Origin of the sequence: Humibacter albus DSM 18994 (genome assembly GCF_000421825.1) — a bacterium.
GTDB lineage: Bacteria > Actinomycetota > Actinomycetes > Actinomycetales > Microbacteriaceae > Humibacter > Humibacter albus.
In genome coordinates, this window is record NZ_ATXT01000016.1 from 1 (window position 1) to 16366 (window position 16366).

Annotated in this window: 12 protein-coding genes, 1 tRNA gene and 1 pseudogene; 4 read left to right on the forward strand and 10 right to left on the reverse strand. The window is 66.8% G+C overall.

Features of this window, described 5'->3' with window-relative positions; translation table 11 throughout:
• Positions 1–302: pseudogene (locus H623_RS21940) on the forward strand (IS481 family transposase); the annotation flags it as partial.
• A 53-nt stretch (positions 303–355) separates the two neighbouring features.
• Here the strand turns inward: H623_RS21940 and H623_RS0111465 are convergent.
• Positions 356–445, reverse strand: a tRNA-Ser gene (locus tag H623_RS0111465).
• 202 nt (positions 446–647) lie between these two features.
• Entirely contained in the window at positions 648–1502 is an 855-nt protein-coding gene (locus H623_RS0111470) for a MerR family transcriptional regulator (protein ID WP_022901080.1), read from the reverse strand.
• Between the two features lie 69 nt (positions 1503–1571).
• Between H623_RS0111470 and H623_RS19445 the strand changes: the two genes are divergently transcribed.
• Positions 1572–2363 carry an SGNH/GDSL hydrolase family protein gene (locus tag H623_RS19445; protein WP_022901081.1) on the forward strand — a complete coding sequence of 264 codons (792 nt, stop codon included), beginning with the start codon at positions 1572–1574 and terminating at the stop codon, positions 2361–2363.
• A 112-nt stretch (positions 2364–2475) separates the two neighbouring features.
• On the opposite strand, the gene H623_RS19450 is transcribed toward H623_RS19445, so the two are convergent.
• Positions 2476–3402 carry an alpha/beta fold hydrolase gene (locus H623_RS19450; RefSeq protein ID WP_051143231.1) on the reverse strand — a complete coding sequence of 309 codons (927 nt, stop codon included), beginning with the start codon at positions 3400–3402 and terminating at the stop codon, positions 2476–2478.
• Between the two features lie 200 nt (positions 3403–3602).
• Here H623_RS19450 and radA point away from each other — a divergent pair, with 200 nt between their 5' ends.
• Positions 3603–4955, forward strand: coding sequence for a DNA repair protein RadA (gene radA / locus H623_RS0111485; protein WP_026940251.1), 1353 nt, complete (start codon positions 3603–3605; stop codon positions 4953–4955).
• Positions 4956–5142: 187 nt separating this feature from the next.
• Here radA and H623_RS0111490 read toward each other — a convergent pair whose 3' ends face one another.
• Complete coding sequence (locus H623_RS0111490) at positions 5143–5811, reverse strand: hypothetical protein (protein WP_022901084.1); 669 nt, start codon at positions 5809–5811, stop codon at positions 5143–5145.
• A gap of 121 nt (positions 5812–5932) precedes the next feature.
• On the reverse strand, positions 5933–6475 hold the full coding sequence (locus H623_RS0111495) for an amino-acid N-acetyltransferase (protein WP_022901085.1): 543 nt from the start codon (positions 6473–6475) through the stop codon (positions 5933–5935).
• A 98-nt stretch (positions 6476–6573) separates the two neighbouring features.
• On the opposite strand from H623_RS0111495, the gene H623_RS19455 reads away from it, so the two are divergent.
• Entirely contained in the window at positions 6574–6858 is a 285-nt protein-coding gene (locus tag H623_RS19455; RefSeq protein ID WP_157560966.1) for a hypothetical protein, read from the forward strand.
• An 84-nt stretch (positions 6859–6942) separates the two neighbouring features.
• Here the strand turns inward: H623_RS19455 and H623_RS0111505 are convergent, their stop codons facing one another.
• From H623_RS0111505 to H623_RS0111525, 5 genes are all read right to left on the reverse strand, one after another.
• Positions 6943–9465, reverse strand: coding sequence for an ATP-dependent Clp protease ATP-binding subunit (locus H623_RS0111505; protein WP_022901086.1), 2523 nt, complete (start codon positions 9463–9465; stop codon positions 6943–6945).
• A gap of 210 nt (positions 9466–9675) precedes the next feature.
• A complete protein-coding gene (locus H623_RS19460; RefSeq protein ID WP_022901087.1) occupies positions 9676–10101 on the reverse strand; it encodes a hypothetical protein in 426 nt (141 codons plus the stop codon).
• A 16-nt stretch (positions 10102–10117) separates the two neighbouring features.
• Complete coding sequence (locus H623_RS0111515) at positions 10118–10942, reverse strand: hypothetical protein (RefSeq protein ID WP_022901088.1); 825 nt, start codon at positions 10940–10942, stop codon at positions 10118–10120.
• Positions 10929–14273: an ICP22 family protein gene (locus H623_RS0111520; protein WP_022901089.1), complete on the reverse strand. Its 3345-nt coding sequence runs from the start codon at positions 14271–14273 to the stop codon at positions 10929–10931. The genes H623_RS0111515 and H623_RS0111520 overlap by 14 nt, the downstream gene beginning before the upstream one ends.
• Before the next feature lie 6 nt (positions 14274–14279).
• Entirely contained in the window at positions 14280–16361 is a 2082-nt protein-coding gene (locus tag H623_RS0111525) for a hypothetical protein (protein WP_022901090.1), read from the reverse strand.
• Between the last annotated feature and the right edge of the window lie 5 nt (positions 16362–16366).

Here is a 16366-nt window from a genome sequence, read left to right on the forward strand (position 1 = left end):
TGCCCCGACAAGCCACCCCCGCGACCATCTACAGCACCGGCATCAAGACCTCGCCCGCCAACGCCAGAACCGACAGCCACGACCGCGTCCGAGACGACCGCATCGACAAAAGCGGCACCGTCACCCTGCGCGTCGCCGGCCGGCTACGCCACATCGGCATCGGCCGAACCCACGCCGGAACCCACGTCAAACTCCTCATCCACGACCTCGACGTGATCGTCATCAACGCCACCACCGGAGAACTCCTACGCGAACTGACCATCAACCTCGAACGCGACTACCAACCCCGCACAAAGCAATAGCCCGAACCCACACAACATGGGTTCGGGCTATTCCGATGTCCTGAGACATCACATGGCGGTACCGGTGGGATTTGAACCCACGGTGGAGTTGCCCCCACACATGTTTTCGAGACATGCTCCTTCGGCCGCTCGGACACGGTACCGCCGTCTACTGTACGCGACGACTCGACGCCGAGCGAATCGATGGGGTCCGGTCGCACGGTCTCCGGCGAGCCACCCGGATGTTGTCGAGCCCGCAATCTATTCGCGCAAATCCGAGGGTGGCTCGACAACTTCAGGGTGGCTCGGTGACGGAGGGCAACGTGGCTCGACGAGCTTTTCGCCGCGCCGACGCCGCGCGGTGGCCTACCGCCGAACGGCACCTACTGCCGCCACGGGCTGCACCAGGTCGGTGATCCACTCGGACTGCGGGCTGTCGCCGGGCGTCCAGTAGACCTCACGACAGACGTCGATCAGTTCGTAGTCGTTCTCGTGCAACCACTCGGTGAGCGCCATCCAGGACTCGCCGATTCCGGAGACCTCACCGCGGTGCACGGTGATCGCAGCCTGCGGAATGGCAGGGATGTCGTGTACGTCGAGGCCCGGCAGCGCGCCGGTGCTCTCCGGCACGACGAAGCCCGCCGTGACGAGAGCGCCGCTTCCGTCGCCGCTCTCATCGGCCTCGTACAGGGCGATGCCTGGACCGAACTCGGTGACGCCCGCCTGCGCGAGGAGGGCTGCGGCATCCGGATACATCGGTCCGATCACCGGCGAAATGTTCGCCGGACCGAAGCCAGGAGCCTTGCGGGTAAGAGTGGCGACGCGTTGCGGTTCGACGGAACGGATCTCCACGGTGACGGTGCTGGATGTCGGCATGACGGTGTCCCCTTTCAGTGTGCGGAGTTGCGCCTCGATGCGCCGCAGCCGTGCCTCGCCCTCGGCGAGCGCGCGTCGCAGGTCGGCCCGCACGGTCACGAGAAGAGTCTCGAGGTCGTGAGGAACGGCATCCTCGCGCTGAACGCGCGCGATCTGCTCCAGCGTGAGGCCGAGACCCTTCAGCTCGACGATGCGGCTGAGCCCGGTGAGCTGCGACGCCTCGTACGAGCGATACCCGGTCGCGGGATCCACTCGGGCGGGACGGAGCAGCCCGATCTCGTCGTAGTGGCGCAGCATGCGCACGCTCACCCGGCCGATCGAGGCGAATTCTCCGATGCTCAACATGACATCACCAGACTCGAGCCTCACACAGTGTGAGGGTCAAGCGCATCACGCGCGACGTAGGGTGAGACCGTGCGAGGGGGAAGCAAGTGGCTCGTCGCCGCGTCGGTCGTCGCCGGGCTCGGCGTCGGCGTGCTGGCTGTGCTGACGAGGATGCGCCGCATCCGCCTCGCGGCGTCGGCGACGCTCAACGAGTCGCTTCCGGTGAACTCCGCGTGGTGGCGCGCGCACGCCAAGGAGAAGGGCGAGCTGCTCTACGTCGCCCTCGGCGACAGCGCCGCGCAAGGGATCGGCGCGAGCCGTCCGGAACGCGGATATGTGGGCATCCTCGCCGAACGCATCGCCGGCCGCAGCGGCAGGACCGTGCGCACCGTGAACCTCAGCGTCTCCGGCGCGACCGTGGGGCAAGCCGTCGACTACCAACTGCCGCGGCTGGCCAAGCGCTCCCCCGACATCGTCACCGTGTCGATCGGTGCGAACGACATCGCGACCTGGGATGCCACGGCCTTCGAGCGCGCGCTGACCGCCGTTCTCGACGCGCTCCCGCCGCACTCCATCGTCGCCGACCTGCCGTGTTTCTACCTGCCGCGCAACGAACGCAAGGTCGCCGAGGCGAACGATATCCTGCGGCGACTCGCGACGGAGCGCGACCTCTCCGTCGCTCCGTTGCACGCCCTCACCGCGGCACCGGGCCTGCTCGGCGCGCTCGCGATGTTCGCCGGCGACCGCTTCCATCCCAACGACACCGGTTACCGGGTGTGGGCATCCGCGTTCGCGCCGCTCGTCGACCACCGCATCGACGAGCTGCTCGCATCTCGCACCGCCGCGGACCCGACCGGAACGACACGGTCCGGCGATGTCTGAGCGTGCACCGCAGCGAAGCGCACGGTTCGGCTGAGCACATCGCGTCCGAAGCTCCCTGTCGGAGCAGAACGTGCCATCGGAGTGGAGCGTGCCGCCGCAGCGGAACGCCTCTTCACAGGGCTGGGCCTTCCTGTCCGAAGGTGAGGAACTCGAGCACGCGCTTCCACGCGGGGTAGACGACGAGATGGCCGACGCCGTCGACGGCATCCAGCGTCGCGTTCGGCATCCTGTCGGCGTACCACTCGCCGTGCGCCTGACCGATCTCGTCAGCGCGACCGTAGACCAGCAGCGTCTCGACGGCCACGTTCGACACCTCGAAGCCCCATGGATGGGCCGTATACGCCAGCAGGTCCGTCACCTGACCGATCGACCCCTGTCGCACCGCATCGGCGAGCATCTGTTCGAGCCGGTCGCGCAATCCCGGGGCGCCGAGCACCCGGTCGTCCACATCGCGCACCCCGAGCATCGCGAGCGGTGGCGGGGAGTTTTCGGAGACGCCGGCCGCGGCGGCCTGGTGCGCGAAGGCATCCGTCAGCCGTTCGATCGCCTCCTGCGCGGGCAGACGGGCCAGTCGAGCGCTCTCGTTCGCGAGCGGCTTCGGAATCCACTCGACCTCGTCGTTCGGCGCCGGCGTGCCGATGACGGCCAGCCGTTTCACGAGGCTCGGATGCCGTGCCGCCAACGCCAGCGCAACCCTGCCTCCCGCTGACCATCCCACCACCGACACGGTGCGCTCCGAATTGTTCCCGATAGCCATACCGGCGTTGGCGCGACGACGGATGTACTCGGCGATGTCTTCCGCCGCCCGGGTGACGGTGGGCCATTCCCCGGCGGGGAGCGGGTCGGACGAGCCGTATCCGGGACGGTCGATCGCGATGATGTGAGCGTCTGACCGCTCCGACACCGTGGGATCGGGATCGAACACTCCGCTGCCCGGCGCCGGGTGACAGAACACCACGACATCATCGGCCAGTGGATTGCCGTGCGAGGAGACTCCGAGGCGCCGCCCCGACTCGAGCATGAAGATCTGGTCTGCCATGCCGCCCATTGTGCGCCGACCGCATGACATCGACACCCCTTGACGTCGTCCACAGCCTCCGGCTCTCCACAACTCCGGCGGTCCCCGCCGACAGCGTCGGGGGTGCCGCATAGCCTGAATGCGGTCGAGGTCACGTGGCGCTGTTCGCGTTCGATGTCGGTCATCGATGGGCGAGCACGAACGACCGGCACGGAGGGTTGATGGCGAAGACGCAGGGCGGATACCGGTGCACGGTGTGCGGCTGGAGCACCCCGAAGTGGGTGGGCAAGTGCGGAGACTGCGGGTCGTGGGACACGATGGCGGAGTCGGTGCAGGCATCCGCTCGCGTGACACCGACACGGATCGCAGACGATCGAGCGGCGACACCGATCACCCAGATCGCGACGGATGCCGTCTATCACTGGCCGAGCGGCATCGGCGAGTTCGACCGCGTGCTCGGCGGCGGCATCGTGCCGGGTGCGGCCATCCTGCTCTCCGGCGAACCCGGCGTGGGCAAGTCCACCCTGCTGCTGGAGGTTGCCTCACGTACCGCTGCCGCGAAGTCGCGCGTGCTCTATGTCTCGGCCGAAGAGTCGGCAGGGCAGGTGCGGCTGCGCGCGGAACGCACGGGCGCGCTCGACGAGAACCTCTTCCTCGCGGCCGAGACGGATCTCGCGTCGGTGATCGGGCAGATCGATGCCATCGACCCTCAGCTCGTCATCGTCGACTCGGTGCAGACCGTCGCCAGCGCTTCGATCGACGGCATCGCCGGCGGCCCGAGCCAGGTGCGCGAGGTCGCGAGCGCCCTCATCCGCGTCGCCAAAGATCGGAACCTGCCCATCCTGCTCGTCGGCCATGTCACCAAAGACGGCCAGGTCGCCGGGCCTCGCGTGCTGGAACACCTCGTCGACGTGGTCTGCCAGTTCGAGGGCGACCGCCAGACGGCGCTGCGCTTCGTGCGCGCACTGAAGAACCGCTTCGGCCCCACCGACGAGGTCGGGTGCTTCGAGATGTCGGGCGACGGCATCGTCGAGGTTCCCGACCCGAGCGGACTCTTCCTCAGTCGGTCGTCCAGCCCGGTTTCCGGCACCTGCGTCACGGTCGCCATGGAGGGCCGTCGTGCCATCCCCGTCGAGGTGCAGGCCCTGGTCATCGACTCGAGCGCACCGAACCCGCGACGTGTCACGAGCGGTGTGGATGCTGCGCGCCTCGCCATGCTGCTCGCCGTGCTGGAGAAGCGGGCGGGCGTGCGCGTCTCCGATCGGGATGTCTACGTGTCGACCGTGGGCGGCGTGCGTCTCACAGAACCCGCTGCCGACCTCGCCATCGCGATCGCGGTGGCGTCGGCTGTGCGCGACAAACCCGTCGGGCAGCACATCGTGGCGTTCGGCGAGATCAGCCTCGCCGGTGAGGTGCGCGCGGTGAACGCCGCGAAGCAGCGCGCCGGCGAAGGCGCGCGCATGGGCTTTCGCGAGCACATCGACGAACGAGCGGGCGGCATTGCGTCCGCGCTACGGCTGGCATTCGCGAGCGGGCTGAGCGACCGCGAACGGGAGCTCGACGCGGCGTTCTGAACGGCGCCGCTCGTAGTCCGCCGCTGCCGCGACACCGGGAAGGACAGGGCCCGTCGGCACAAGAGCCAGTCGGCACAAGAGCTCTTCGGTACAGCTGACGGTGCGAGTCGACAGACGGCGCGCATCAGAACAGCAGGCGGCGCACGGTAGAGCAGGCGGCGCGTCTCGGAAGAGACGACGGTGCGCGTCAGTACAGCAGGAACTGCTTCGTGCTGTCGGAGGTGACACCGTCGACCTCCACCTTCAGGTGATAGGACGCGCCCCCGGCGGGAACCGCAGGACGATCCGTCGACTTGCACGTCGACGGGTCGGACCGGGTGCGATCCCAGCTGATCGGGCTCGAGGTGAGCGTTTTTCCGGGTTCGAGCATGATCTTCGTGTTCGTCGGATCCGTCTGGCAGTCCGTTGACTTCCAGTACACCTCGGTGCCGCTCGTGATCGTGAACACCTGTTTCGCGGTGCCCGCATTGAACACGCAGGCCACGCCGCCCGTGTTCGTGATCGAGAACGACAGCTGCGGCTTCACACCCGCCGCGTACGAGTTCGCGTCGGTGATGGCCTCGACGTCCACGACCGACGGCGAGCACGCCTTGCCGCTCGCGTTCGCCTTGGTGGTCGGTACGGTCGCGGAGCCTGCGTCGGCCTTCGATGTCGATTTCGCCGTGCTCTTCGGCGTCGAGGTCGCGGTGTGAGTGTGAGTCGCGACCGGTGCGGAGGCATCCGACTTGCCGCGCGGAGCGAAGACGATCAGCAAGATCACGGCGATCACCGCCACTGCAGCGAGCCCCACGACGAGGCGCCGCCGCCAGTACACCCTGCTCGACTGAGGGCCGACCGGATGCTTCAGGCTCGACATGCCCTCAGGCTAAGCGGCCGCGCGGCGGCACCTGCGGCAACTCGCCGAGCGCATGAGGCAATCTCGGGCCTCGGCGTGGTATCGCCGTGAGTGCTTCCTTGCTGCGACAACGCGGAAGCGATTACAGCTGCTTGATCATGCGGGTGTTGCCGAGAGTATTCGGCTTCACCCGTGCCAGGTCGAGGAACTCGGCCACGCCTTCGTCGCGGCTTCGCAGGAGCTCGTTGTAGACATCCGGGTCGACCGTCTCGTGTCCCATGTCTTCGAAACCGTGCCGCGAGAAGAACCGCACCTCGAAGGTGAGGCAGAACAGACGGCTCAGACCCAGGCCGGACGCGTCGTGCTCGAGTCGCTCGAGCATCGCGTGCCCGACGCCCCGACCACGCCAGTCGTCGGAGACCGCCAACGTGCGCACCTCACCGAGGTCTTCCCAGAGCACGTGCACGGCACCGCACCCGATGAGGGTCTCGTTCGCGTCGACAGCGACCCGGAACTCCTGCAACGACTCGTACAGCGCGACGCGCTCCTTGCCGAGCAGGATGCGCTGATCGACCAGCGGCTGCACCAGGCGCTGGATGCCGGGCACGTCATCTGTGCGCGCTCGGCGCACGCGGAATCCGAGTACGTCGGTCGTCGAGATCGGCTCGGTGAGGAGGTCTGCCACCCGTTCAGCCTAGGCCGTGTTGCCACTCGTGCTGGGCCCGTCAACACTCGCGCGCCGACCGCAAGGGGCTGACAGAGAGCGCTCGACGGAGGATCCTGGTGAACCAGCGCGCGTCCCCGGCGCGTTGCGGAAAGGGGATTGCCATGAAATTCGTCATCTTTGCGGCCGGCGTCGCCATCGGCTACATCTTCGGCGCACGGGCCGGACGGAAGAGCTACGAGCGCCTGCGCGACACGGCGCGAAAGATCGCCGACTCGCCGCCGATGCAGAACGTGTCCAGCAGCGTCGGCGACCTGGCCGGTTCTGTCGCCGATCGGGCCGCCGGCACGATCTCGGATGCTCTGGGCTCGGCCGAGAAGAAGATCGACGGCAGCGCGGGCTGAGCGATCCGGCCACGCACAAGGGCGCGGGAGCCGGCCCCTGAGCCGATCCCGCGCCCTGCGTGTGGCGTGCTTACTCTGCGGTCTCTACAGCCCGGCGGCGAGGTCCGGTGTCGCTGATCCCGTGCCGACCGGTCCCGCGGAGATCGCCCCCACGGGGTCCTTGCGCGCGGCAGTCGTGAACACGAACTCGCCGCCCACGAAGTCCACCGTGACGTGGTCGCCCGCGTTCAGCTCGCCGTGCAGGATCTTCTCGCTGAGCCGATCCTCCACCTCGTGCTGCACCGCGCGGCGCAGCGGACGCGCTCCGAGCGCCGGGTCGAACCCGACCTCGATGAGTTTCTCCTTCGCCGGGGTCGTGAGCTCGACTGTCATGTCGCGGTCGAGCATCCGCTCGCCCAGACGCTTGACGAAGAGGTCGACGATCTGCAGCAGCTCGCCCTTGTCGAGCTGCGGGAACACGATGATCTCGTCGACGCGGTTGAGGAACTCGGGCTTGAAGTTCTTCTTCAGCTCCTCGTTCACCTTGCCCCGCATGCGGTCGTACCCGGACTGGCTGCCCGTGTCGCCCTCAGCCTGGAAACCGACCGGGCCTCCGGAGATGGCCGCGGTGCCGAGGTTGGTCGTCATGATGATGACCGTGTTCTTGAAGTCGACGACGCGGCCCTGGCCATCGGTCAGACGTCCCTCCTCCAGAATCTGGAGCAGCGAGTTGAAGATGTCGGGGTGCGCCTTCTCGATCTCGTCGAACAGCACGACCGAGAACGGCTTGCGCCGCACCTTCTCGGTGAGCTGGCCGCCCTCCTCGAAGCCGACGAACCCGGGAGGGGCGCCGAACAACCGGGAAACGGTGTGCTTCTCGCCGTACTCCGACATGTCGAGCGAGATGATCGCGTCCTCGTCGTCGAAGAGGAACTCCGCGAGCGCCTTGGCCAGCTCCGTCTTTCCGACACCGGTCGGGCCGGCGAAGATGAACGAGCCGCTCGGGCGGTGCGGGTCCTTCAACCCGGCACGCTGACGACGGATCGTGCGGGAGAGCGCCGAGATGGCCTCGTCCTGGCCGATGACGCGCTGGTGCAACGCCTTCTCCATGAAGACCAGGCGGCTGGACTCCTCTTCGGTGAGCTTGAACACCGGGATGCCCGTGGCCTGCGCCAGCACCTCGGCGATGAGCCCCTCATCGACCTCGGCCGTCGTCTTGACGTCTCCGCTGCGCCACTGCTTCTCCAGCCGCAGGCGCTCGCCGAGCAGGTTCTTCTCCTCGTCGCGCAGCGATGCGGCCTTCTCGAAGTCCTGTTCCTCGATCGCGCCTTCCTTGCGCTCGCGCACCTTCGCGATCTTGTCGTCGAACTCGCGCAGCTCCGGCGGAGCCGACAGGATCGACAGGCGCAGCCGGGCTCCGGCCTCGTCGATCAGGTCGATCGCCTTGTCGGGCAGGAAGCGGTCGCTGATGTATCGGTCGGAGAGATTGGCGGCCGCGACGATGGCGCCGTCGGTGATGGACACCTTGTGGTGCGCCTCATAGCGGTCGCGCAGGCCCTTGAGAATGTTGATCGCGTGCGGGAGCGACGGCTCTGCCACCTGGATGGGCTGGAAGCGGCGCTCGAGCGCGGCATCCTTCTCGAAGTGCTTGCGATACTCGTCGAGCGTCGTGGCGCCGATGGTCTGCAGCTCGCCGCGGGCGAGCAGCGGCTTCAGGATGCTCGCGGCGTCGATCGCACCCTCGGCCGCGCCCGCACCCACCAGGGTGTGGATCTCGTCGATGAACGTGATGATGTCGCCGCGGGTGCGGATCTCCTTGGTGACCTTCTTGAGGCGTTCCTCGAAGTCACCGCGGTAGCGGGAACCGGCGATCAGCGAGCCGAGGTCGAGCGTATAGAGCTGCTTGTCCTTCAGCGTCTCGGGCACGTCGCCGCGCACGATCGCCTGGGCGAGGCCCTCGACGACGGCGGTCTTGCCGACGCCGGGCTCACCGATGAGCACCGGGTTGTTCTTGGACCGACGCGACAGGATCTGCATCACGCGCTCGATCTCTTTCTCGCGCCCGATCACCGGGTCGAGCTTGTTCTCGCGCGCGGCCTGGGTGAGGTTCCGACCGAACTGGTCGAGAATCTGACTCCCGCCCTGCGCGCCCTGCTGCTCATTGGCGCCCACCTGAACCTGCTCCTTGCCCTGATAGCCGGAGAGCAGCTGGATCACCTGCTGGCGCACGCGGTTGAGGTCGGCGCCGAGCTTGACGAGCACCTGCGCGGCAACGCCCTCACCCTCGCGGATGAGCCCGAGCAGAATGTGCTCGGTACCGATGTAGTTGTGCCCGAGCTGCAGCGCTTCGCGCAGCGACAGCTCCAACACCTTCTTCGCGCGCGGAGTGAACGGGATGTGCCCGGTCGGCTGCTGCTGACCCTGGCCGATGATGTCCTGTACCTGCTCACGCACGGCATCCAGGGAGATCCCCAGCGACTCCAGTGCCTTCGCGGCGACGCCCTCACCCTCGTGGATCAGCCCGAGCAGAATGTGCTCGGTGCCGATGTAGTTGTGGTTGAGCATCTTGGCTTCTTCTTGCGCCAAGACGACGACGCGACGGGCTCGGTCGGTGAATCTCTCAAACATGTGGTCGCTCCTCTCGAGGCCGCTGGCCGTGTGCCGGTGGATGTCTACGAGTGGTGCTGCGGGCATCCAGGGTCCGTGCACGTCGGTCTCGATACATTCAGGGTAGTGAGCGAGTGCGAGCTGTTGGCCGCTGTTCGCCGTCGGCGTTAAGCTCCGCCGAGCACGTGCATCCTGGCGTCGACAGGCGCAGACTGTGCGCCAGAACCGCGGCTACTTCTTCAGCGCCTGGAGCACCCACGTCATGCCCTGCCCGGTGAGGGAGACGTCGGAATGGCGGTCGACCGTATTCGGGGTCGTGAACACCGTGGTGTGCGGCACGTAGTCCATCGTGCACGCCTTCTTCGTGGTCTTGGCCAGCGTGATCGAGATGGCGTTGTGCCCGGTGAGCTTGAATCGCTCGCCAACCGGCGGGCACGTCGAACTGCCGTAGAAGGTGACCGTGAACTGGTCGCCGTTCTTCAGCCACACCGAGAACGGGGCACCTCCCGCGCTGCTGGCCGGGGCTTCCACACCCTTCGGCTCACCGCGGTAATCGGTGACCGGCTTCGTGGAGTTCTGCGCGCATCCAGCCAGCATGAGCGCCGTGACGCCGGCGACGAGGACGGCAGCGGTGATGCGGGCGAGGCGTCGCGGCATGCCACCATCGTAGGACTTACAACGGGAGCTGCTGATGGAATGGCGTCGCGTGGCGCACGTCGCCGTCGCGCCGGAGCGGGTAGGCGTCGAGGAACCACCGGTAGCCCACGCCGTACTCGTCGGTGCGCTGCAGCGCGTACGCCTCCTGGCGTTCTGCGAAGCCCGTCTCTGCGATGCAGAACAGGTATTGGATCTGCACCCAGGTCGCCATGCCCTCGTAGACCGGCAAGCGGTTGCGCTTGCCGTACCGCGCCAGCACCGCACGCTCATTCCAGTGCGTGTACTGCCAGACGTGAGTCAGCTCGTGCGCGAGCGTCGCGATGGCGGCGAGCTTCGGCGAGCCGTTCTCGAGGTACAGCCGGAAGCCGGACCGCGAACGCTCGGCGAAACCGAGCACCCGTGCGTCGACCCCGGGCGTCGGCTGGAACCGTTCTCCCGATCGACGCGCGATCTCCTTCGCGTTCACCATGCGCACGACGGCGGGAGCGCGCACCGTGACGTCGAACGCGACTTCCAGGTTCGTGCGCACCTTGTGGAAGACATCCGTGAACTCGCTGCCGGTCGACAGGACAGTTCGCGAGCACCGTACGCACCGCTCCCGGCCATCCGCCAGCCGGTCGTATTCGCCGCCGGTGAGCCTGACGAAACAGAAGTCGCAGTACCGTGCATCGCCGTCCTCGAATTCGAAGCGGGCCGCCCGGCCGGCGCCGACAGCAGTGCGCGCACGCTGCAACGCGCCCCCGGTGATGCCGAGCGTTTCGAGGTAGGCGAGGGTGCCACGATCGTCGATCGCGTGAGCCTCGCTCGCACCGTCGTACTGGAGATAGTCACTCTGTGTCATCGTCCGCGCTCACCTTCACTCCGGGTTTCGCTTCGCGAGACTCGTTGCCGACTTCTGCTTCGGGATGCTCGACGCCGGCTTGTGTTTCAGGAGGCTCGTCGCCGGCTTCCGCTCCGGGATGCTCGACGCCGGCGATGCCTGCATCCTGCGACGGCGTTGCTGCCGTGGCGGCGAGGGCGGGCGCCGCGGGCTGTTCCGCGCTGCCATCCGGTGTCATGATCGCCTCCGGCTCCAGCACCGGCCCTGGCTCCGGCTCCGGCTCGACGACGACCTCTCCGTTCGGCATCGCGAAGTCGACCGCCCCGAGACCTTCCTCGGGCTCGTGCGGCTCGGGGAGGTCGTCGGCATCGACCCCTGACGGTTCCTCGGGCTCCGGCTCCGAACCGTCGATACCGCCTCGCCAGGTCAGGAAGTCTGCGACGATCTCGAGAAGACGCCGCCAATTCCTTTCCACCGACAGGATGAGACCGAGATCGAGCACGCTGTCCTCGACGAGATAGATGGCATCTCGCGGGCCGTCGGAGGTGAAGCCCGCGAGCAGATCACCGAACTCGCCCTCCTCGTCGGGTGTCAGCGCCACGATGAACGGCACCGAGTGCGGAAAGATCGTCACGAACAGCTCGTTGAGGAGCAGGGCTATCGTCTTGCGCACGCTGGGCGGGACGTCGGGAAGGGTGATCTCCAGAACTTCCTTCTCGCGATACTGCCTCGCGGGAATCCCCTCGATCTCGACCCTGTGCCCCGTTCCGAGACCGGAACGTCCCGTCTGCTCGACGTAGCCGAGCGACTGCACGCTCATCGTCGCGGGGACTCGGCGGATGCCGACACCCCCGTCGACGATGCGGGTTCCGACCCGACCGGTGGACTCGATGTCGGCAATCGTGAATCGGCGAAGCTGACGGTACGTGCGGCGATCGTCGATGTGCTCCGCGGCACGACGCAGCACGACGCCGTTGCGAAGGGCGCTCTCGCCGATGCTCTGAACCTGGTAGTACTTGCCCGCGTGCGTGACGAACTGCCCGGGGAGCAGCAGCTGGTACACGTGGCCGAAGAGTGCCGCGCCGATGTAGTTCTCGTCGACGGCCTCGTCTTCGACGAAGAAGTACGCCGGCTTCAGCTGGGCAACGACCTCGTCCAGTCTCGAACCTCGAGCGATCCGGTAGCTGACGCGCTCCTTCGGGACGCCGACACCTTCGTCGATGATCTGTGAGCTCCAGGTGACCGGAGCGTTGCGGATGCCGGTGTGCCGCTCGATCAGGGACCTCAGCTCGACCACCGTCGGGGGTGTGCGCTCACCCGCCTCCTCGCCGTCGCGGTCACGACCATCGACGTCCCCCGCGTCCGGCTCGGGGACGCGCACGCCGATCAGTTCCAGTTCACGAACCAGGTCGTCATGCCCGACCTCGAAGGCGAGCAGCGTGAGCACCAGCCGGAACACGGCATTCCGCTCGGTTCGAGCGAAGTCCGGAACGAAGGAGGGCACCGCCTTCGGGTCGGCCTCGAAGATCTGCCGGTTCGCGACCATGTAGTCGCGAAGAAGATAGTCCGAGCTGATGAGGTTGACGAAGCCCTGCTTGTCCGCCCGCGTCGCGTAGAGCCGGATCGACTCGTAGACGTTCGAGATCTCGTCCTCGACGACGAGAAAGCGGTTGTCGCTGCGACTCAGCTCCCAGGGATTGGCCACCGGAACGATGGACTCGGAGATCGCGTGCTGAGAGACGTCGAGACCGGCGAACGCGCTCAGCTGTCCGTAATACTGCCCGGCGATCCACGACATGTCCTCGACCGGAAAGACGTCGGCACCCACCCATTCGACGCGCGAGACCTGGTATTTCAGCGCGACCGCTCCGATCTCGGTGCCCAACCCGAGATAACGCGTGATCTCGGGAAGGATCGCGGTGTGCATCGGTGGTCCGTCGCCTCGCCAGACCACCTGTGAGCCCGCGCCGTACGGCAGCGCGGAGGCCACAACCGTCGTCAGGTTCGTTCTGAGCAGATGCGAGAGCGCATCCACGAGGCCGTCGTGATTCCTGTCGAACACGGCGAACACCGGAGCGGACGACCTGCCGCAGCGCGCCAGCACGAGCCCGAGCCCGACCTGAGCGGTCGTGAGCATCCGGCTCGGTTCGGCGAGGATGACCATCGCCACCTCGCCGAAGAAATCGTCTGCTCCGGCGATGAGGTCGAGGTTGTGGATGTCCGCGAACCGAAGCACGCCCACGTCGAGCTCGCGAGAGTTCCGCTCATCGAGCACGTCGACGCGCCACAGGTCGGGTACACCCGTGATCGACTCGAGGCCGGCCGTGATCCACTCGGCGAGGTCGCTCGCTGCGGAGTCGCGCCCGGCGATGATCAGGCACTTTCCGTACTGGAGCAGACGGTAGTAGACGGGGAATGCCAGGTAGTCGGTGAGGTCGTTGTAGAAGGGATTGCTGACGACCACGCTCACGTCGTGCAGAAGGCGCGTGGTGGCATCCAGGAGGTTGATGTCGAGCTCTCGTCCCGACGCCTTGAGCCGACCGAAGTATGCGGACGCGATGCGGTCGACGTCGCTGGATGATCGACTCAACTCATCGAGGCGGGCGAAAGACGATTTCGGGTCGGTGGAGGAGAGGCTGATCGAGGTGTCGAGCGTTCGATCACCGAATGTCTCGCGATAGATCTCGCGAAGGCCGCCGTACTGCACCACGCGCGTCGCCGTGTCGTCTTCGCCGAAGACATCCGATTCGTATTCGGGCCTCGTCACGCCGTCGAGCGAGTAGGAGATCTCCGCGATCAGGAGCGCGGCGAGCGCGGGGAACGAGATCGCGAGGAACCCCGGCCAGGCCGGAAATGCGTCGACGAGTGCGATGAGGCCGATGGCGACTGCCAGCGAGAACCACGTCAGCACTCGGTAGAAGGTGCGCAGGCTCCCCAGGCGCCGCTGCACGAACCAGGTCTCGTAATCGGCATCGAAGACGTACACGCCCGCAACCAGCGAGCTTGCGAAGAAGTTCGCCTCGGCGCCCACACGCCGGAATACCGGGCGCAGAATCAGCTTGATCGCGAGCCAGACGAGGATGACCACCGTGTTCTCGATGACGTACAACCAGGCCGTGCTGTACCAGGTCTGCAGCACTGGGATCACACGGAAGAGGCCGCCGAGCAACGAGTCGAGCCACGAATTCAGTGGGTAGAGCACGACCAGCGCGCCGATCAGGTAGACGGCGGCGATCGGCGGAAGAAGATACTGACGCACGCGCACTGCGCGCGGCACGTTCAGTGTGCGGGCGAGCAGCAGGACGATGAGCACCGGCGCCGTGCCGGCGAGGCTCTGCAGGAAGGTCGGCATGGTTGCTCAGTTCCGCTCTCGGGGCGCATCGGATGGCGTGGCGTCGGTCTCGACGAGAGGGATCCGCGCGAGCTCGAGGTGCGTGATGAACTCGTAGGGTGCGGCGATGGTCTCCCCCGAGTCGTTGAAGCGAGCACGCGCGATGTCGGCCACCGGGAATCGGAATACCGTGCGCAGGGCTGCCTCGTCGTCGGGGTCGAACGGGTTCGCGCTCATCGGGACCCGCGTGGTCTGAGGAGCGAATCCGAGCGACGTGACAATGCCCTTCTCGACTCCGATCACGTCGTCGAGGCGCACACGCAACGCGACCCAGCTGCGGAGCCTCGCCCGCTCATGGCTTTCTTCCTCGTGGGATCCGAGCAGAAGAGCCCTGGCATACATGTAGGTCGCGAGTTTCGAGAGGTAGTCCCCGAAGAGACTTGCGCCATTGCTCACGCGGGAGACCAGGTCTCGCATGGTGCGGTTCACGTCGGCCAGCAGGCGCCTCATCCGCATGCGCATCCACACGAGCGTGAGGAGGCCGCTCGCGGCGACGATGGCGAGAACGATCACGACGACGAGAACCGCTTCCGCCGCACTCGGCCAGCCCTTCGTCGCCGCCTGCAAGAGATAGGGGGTGAACGAGGCCAGCCACACGGCGAGGGCGACGACGCCGGCGGCCAGCACCGTTCCGCGCCGCATGCGCTGGCGGATGTGCGCGCCGACTCGTCCATCCAGTTCCTTCAACGTGGCCGACACCTGCCCGCGGTCCAGGATGTCCGTGGTCGCCGGCGTGGTCAGCTCGCCGATCCGTTTGCCCAGCTCGTCTTCGATCTCCTCGCGCTCGATCGCCGTGAGAGCGCGCTGCGGATGAGGAAATCGGCGAACGCGGTCATGCGCCTCGAAGACGGCGCGGCCGAGCACCCGCCGCGGTCGCCGCATGAAGGCGTCGGCGTGCAGAGACAGATCCGCGAAGTCACTCTCCCACCGCATGATCTCGCTTCTCGGCACATCCGAGACCAGTGAGTATCCGTCCGTTCCGACCCTGAGCTCGGCGCCGCCGATCCGGTCGAACTCGAGCGGAACGTGCTGCACGGTGAGGTAGTCGGAGACCGAGACATCCGGGGGACGCCTGGGCTGTTCGATCATGCTCGTGAGGCGATCGCGCACGTCGATCAAGCGGCTCAAGTGCGCGTTGAGCATCTCCGCCAGCCGGCCGTCGCTGAAATCGACGCTGATGCGGTAGACGTGCTCGGCCTGGAACGCGCTCGGCGGCAGCAGGTTGGTGGCCACGGTCAACACCGCGAGCCAGAACCGCAGCTCGTCTTGTTCGTATCCCGAGTTCTCCGGGTTCACGAGGTCGTACACGGCGAACCGGCTGGAGGGCGGATAGTCGTTCCGTTCCACGAACATCGACGGAGTCCGCTCGGCTTCGGAGCGCCATGCCTCGTGCAGCACTTCCTTCGAATTCACTTCGACAGGCGTGCGCGTGCTGATGAAGACGACCTCGGACGGCCGCACCTCTTTCATGCGGTACTGCTCGACGAGCTCCTCGTGTGCCGCCTTCTGCTGCGGCGAGTACTCGATCTCCTTGAAGTGCACCTGCACGTCGTACTTGGTCTTGTCGTTGCCGAGCCCGGCCAGCACCTCGGCGAACGGAGTCTGCGGATATTCCAGAGCGAGCTCCGACTCCGTCCGGAACACCCTGTCCCCGGTGTCGTGCTCGCGGTAGCTCAGCATCGGCTCGAACGCCATCGCCGACATCTCGGGATACCCGAGCAGCACGTGCGCGATGCGCACCAGCGGGTGCTTCGATCGCTCGAGATTGAGTTCCCGACGCCGATTGTCGACGAAGTCGAACGGGTTCTCCGCGTTCCGTTCCGAATCGGCCGCCCCGGCGACGTGATCGACGACGACGGCGCGCCACTCCTTCTTGCCCCTGATGATCTCGCGGAGATCGGGCAACGCCTGGGCGAGGCTTGTGGCCCCGCTCGATTGGTCCCAGCGGCAGAAGGCGAGGCCGCCCGCCTCCTCGAACGGTTCGAAGAACACGCGCGACCGGCCGATGATCGTGCGAGCAGCGTCACTGAGTATGACGACGGTGAACATGATGG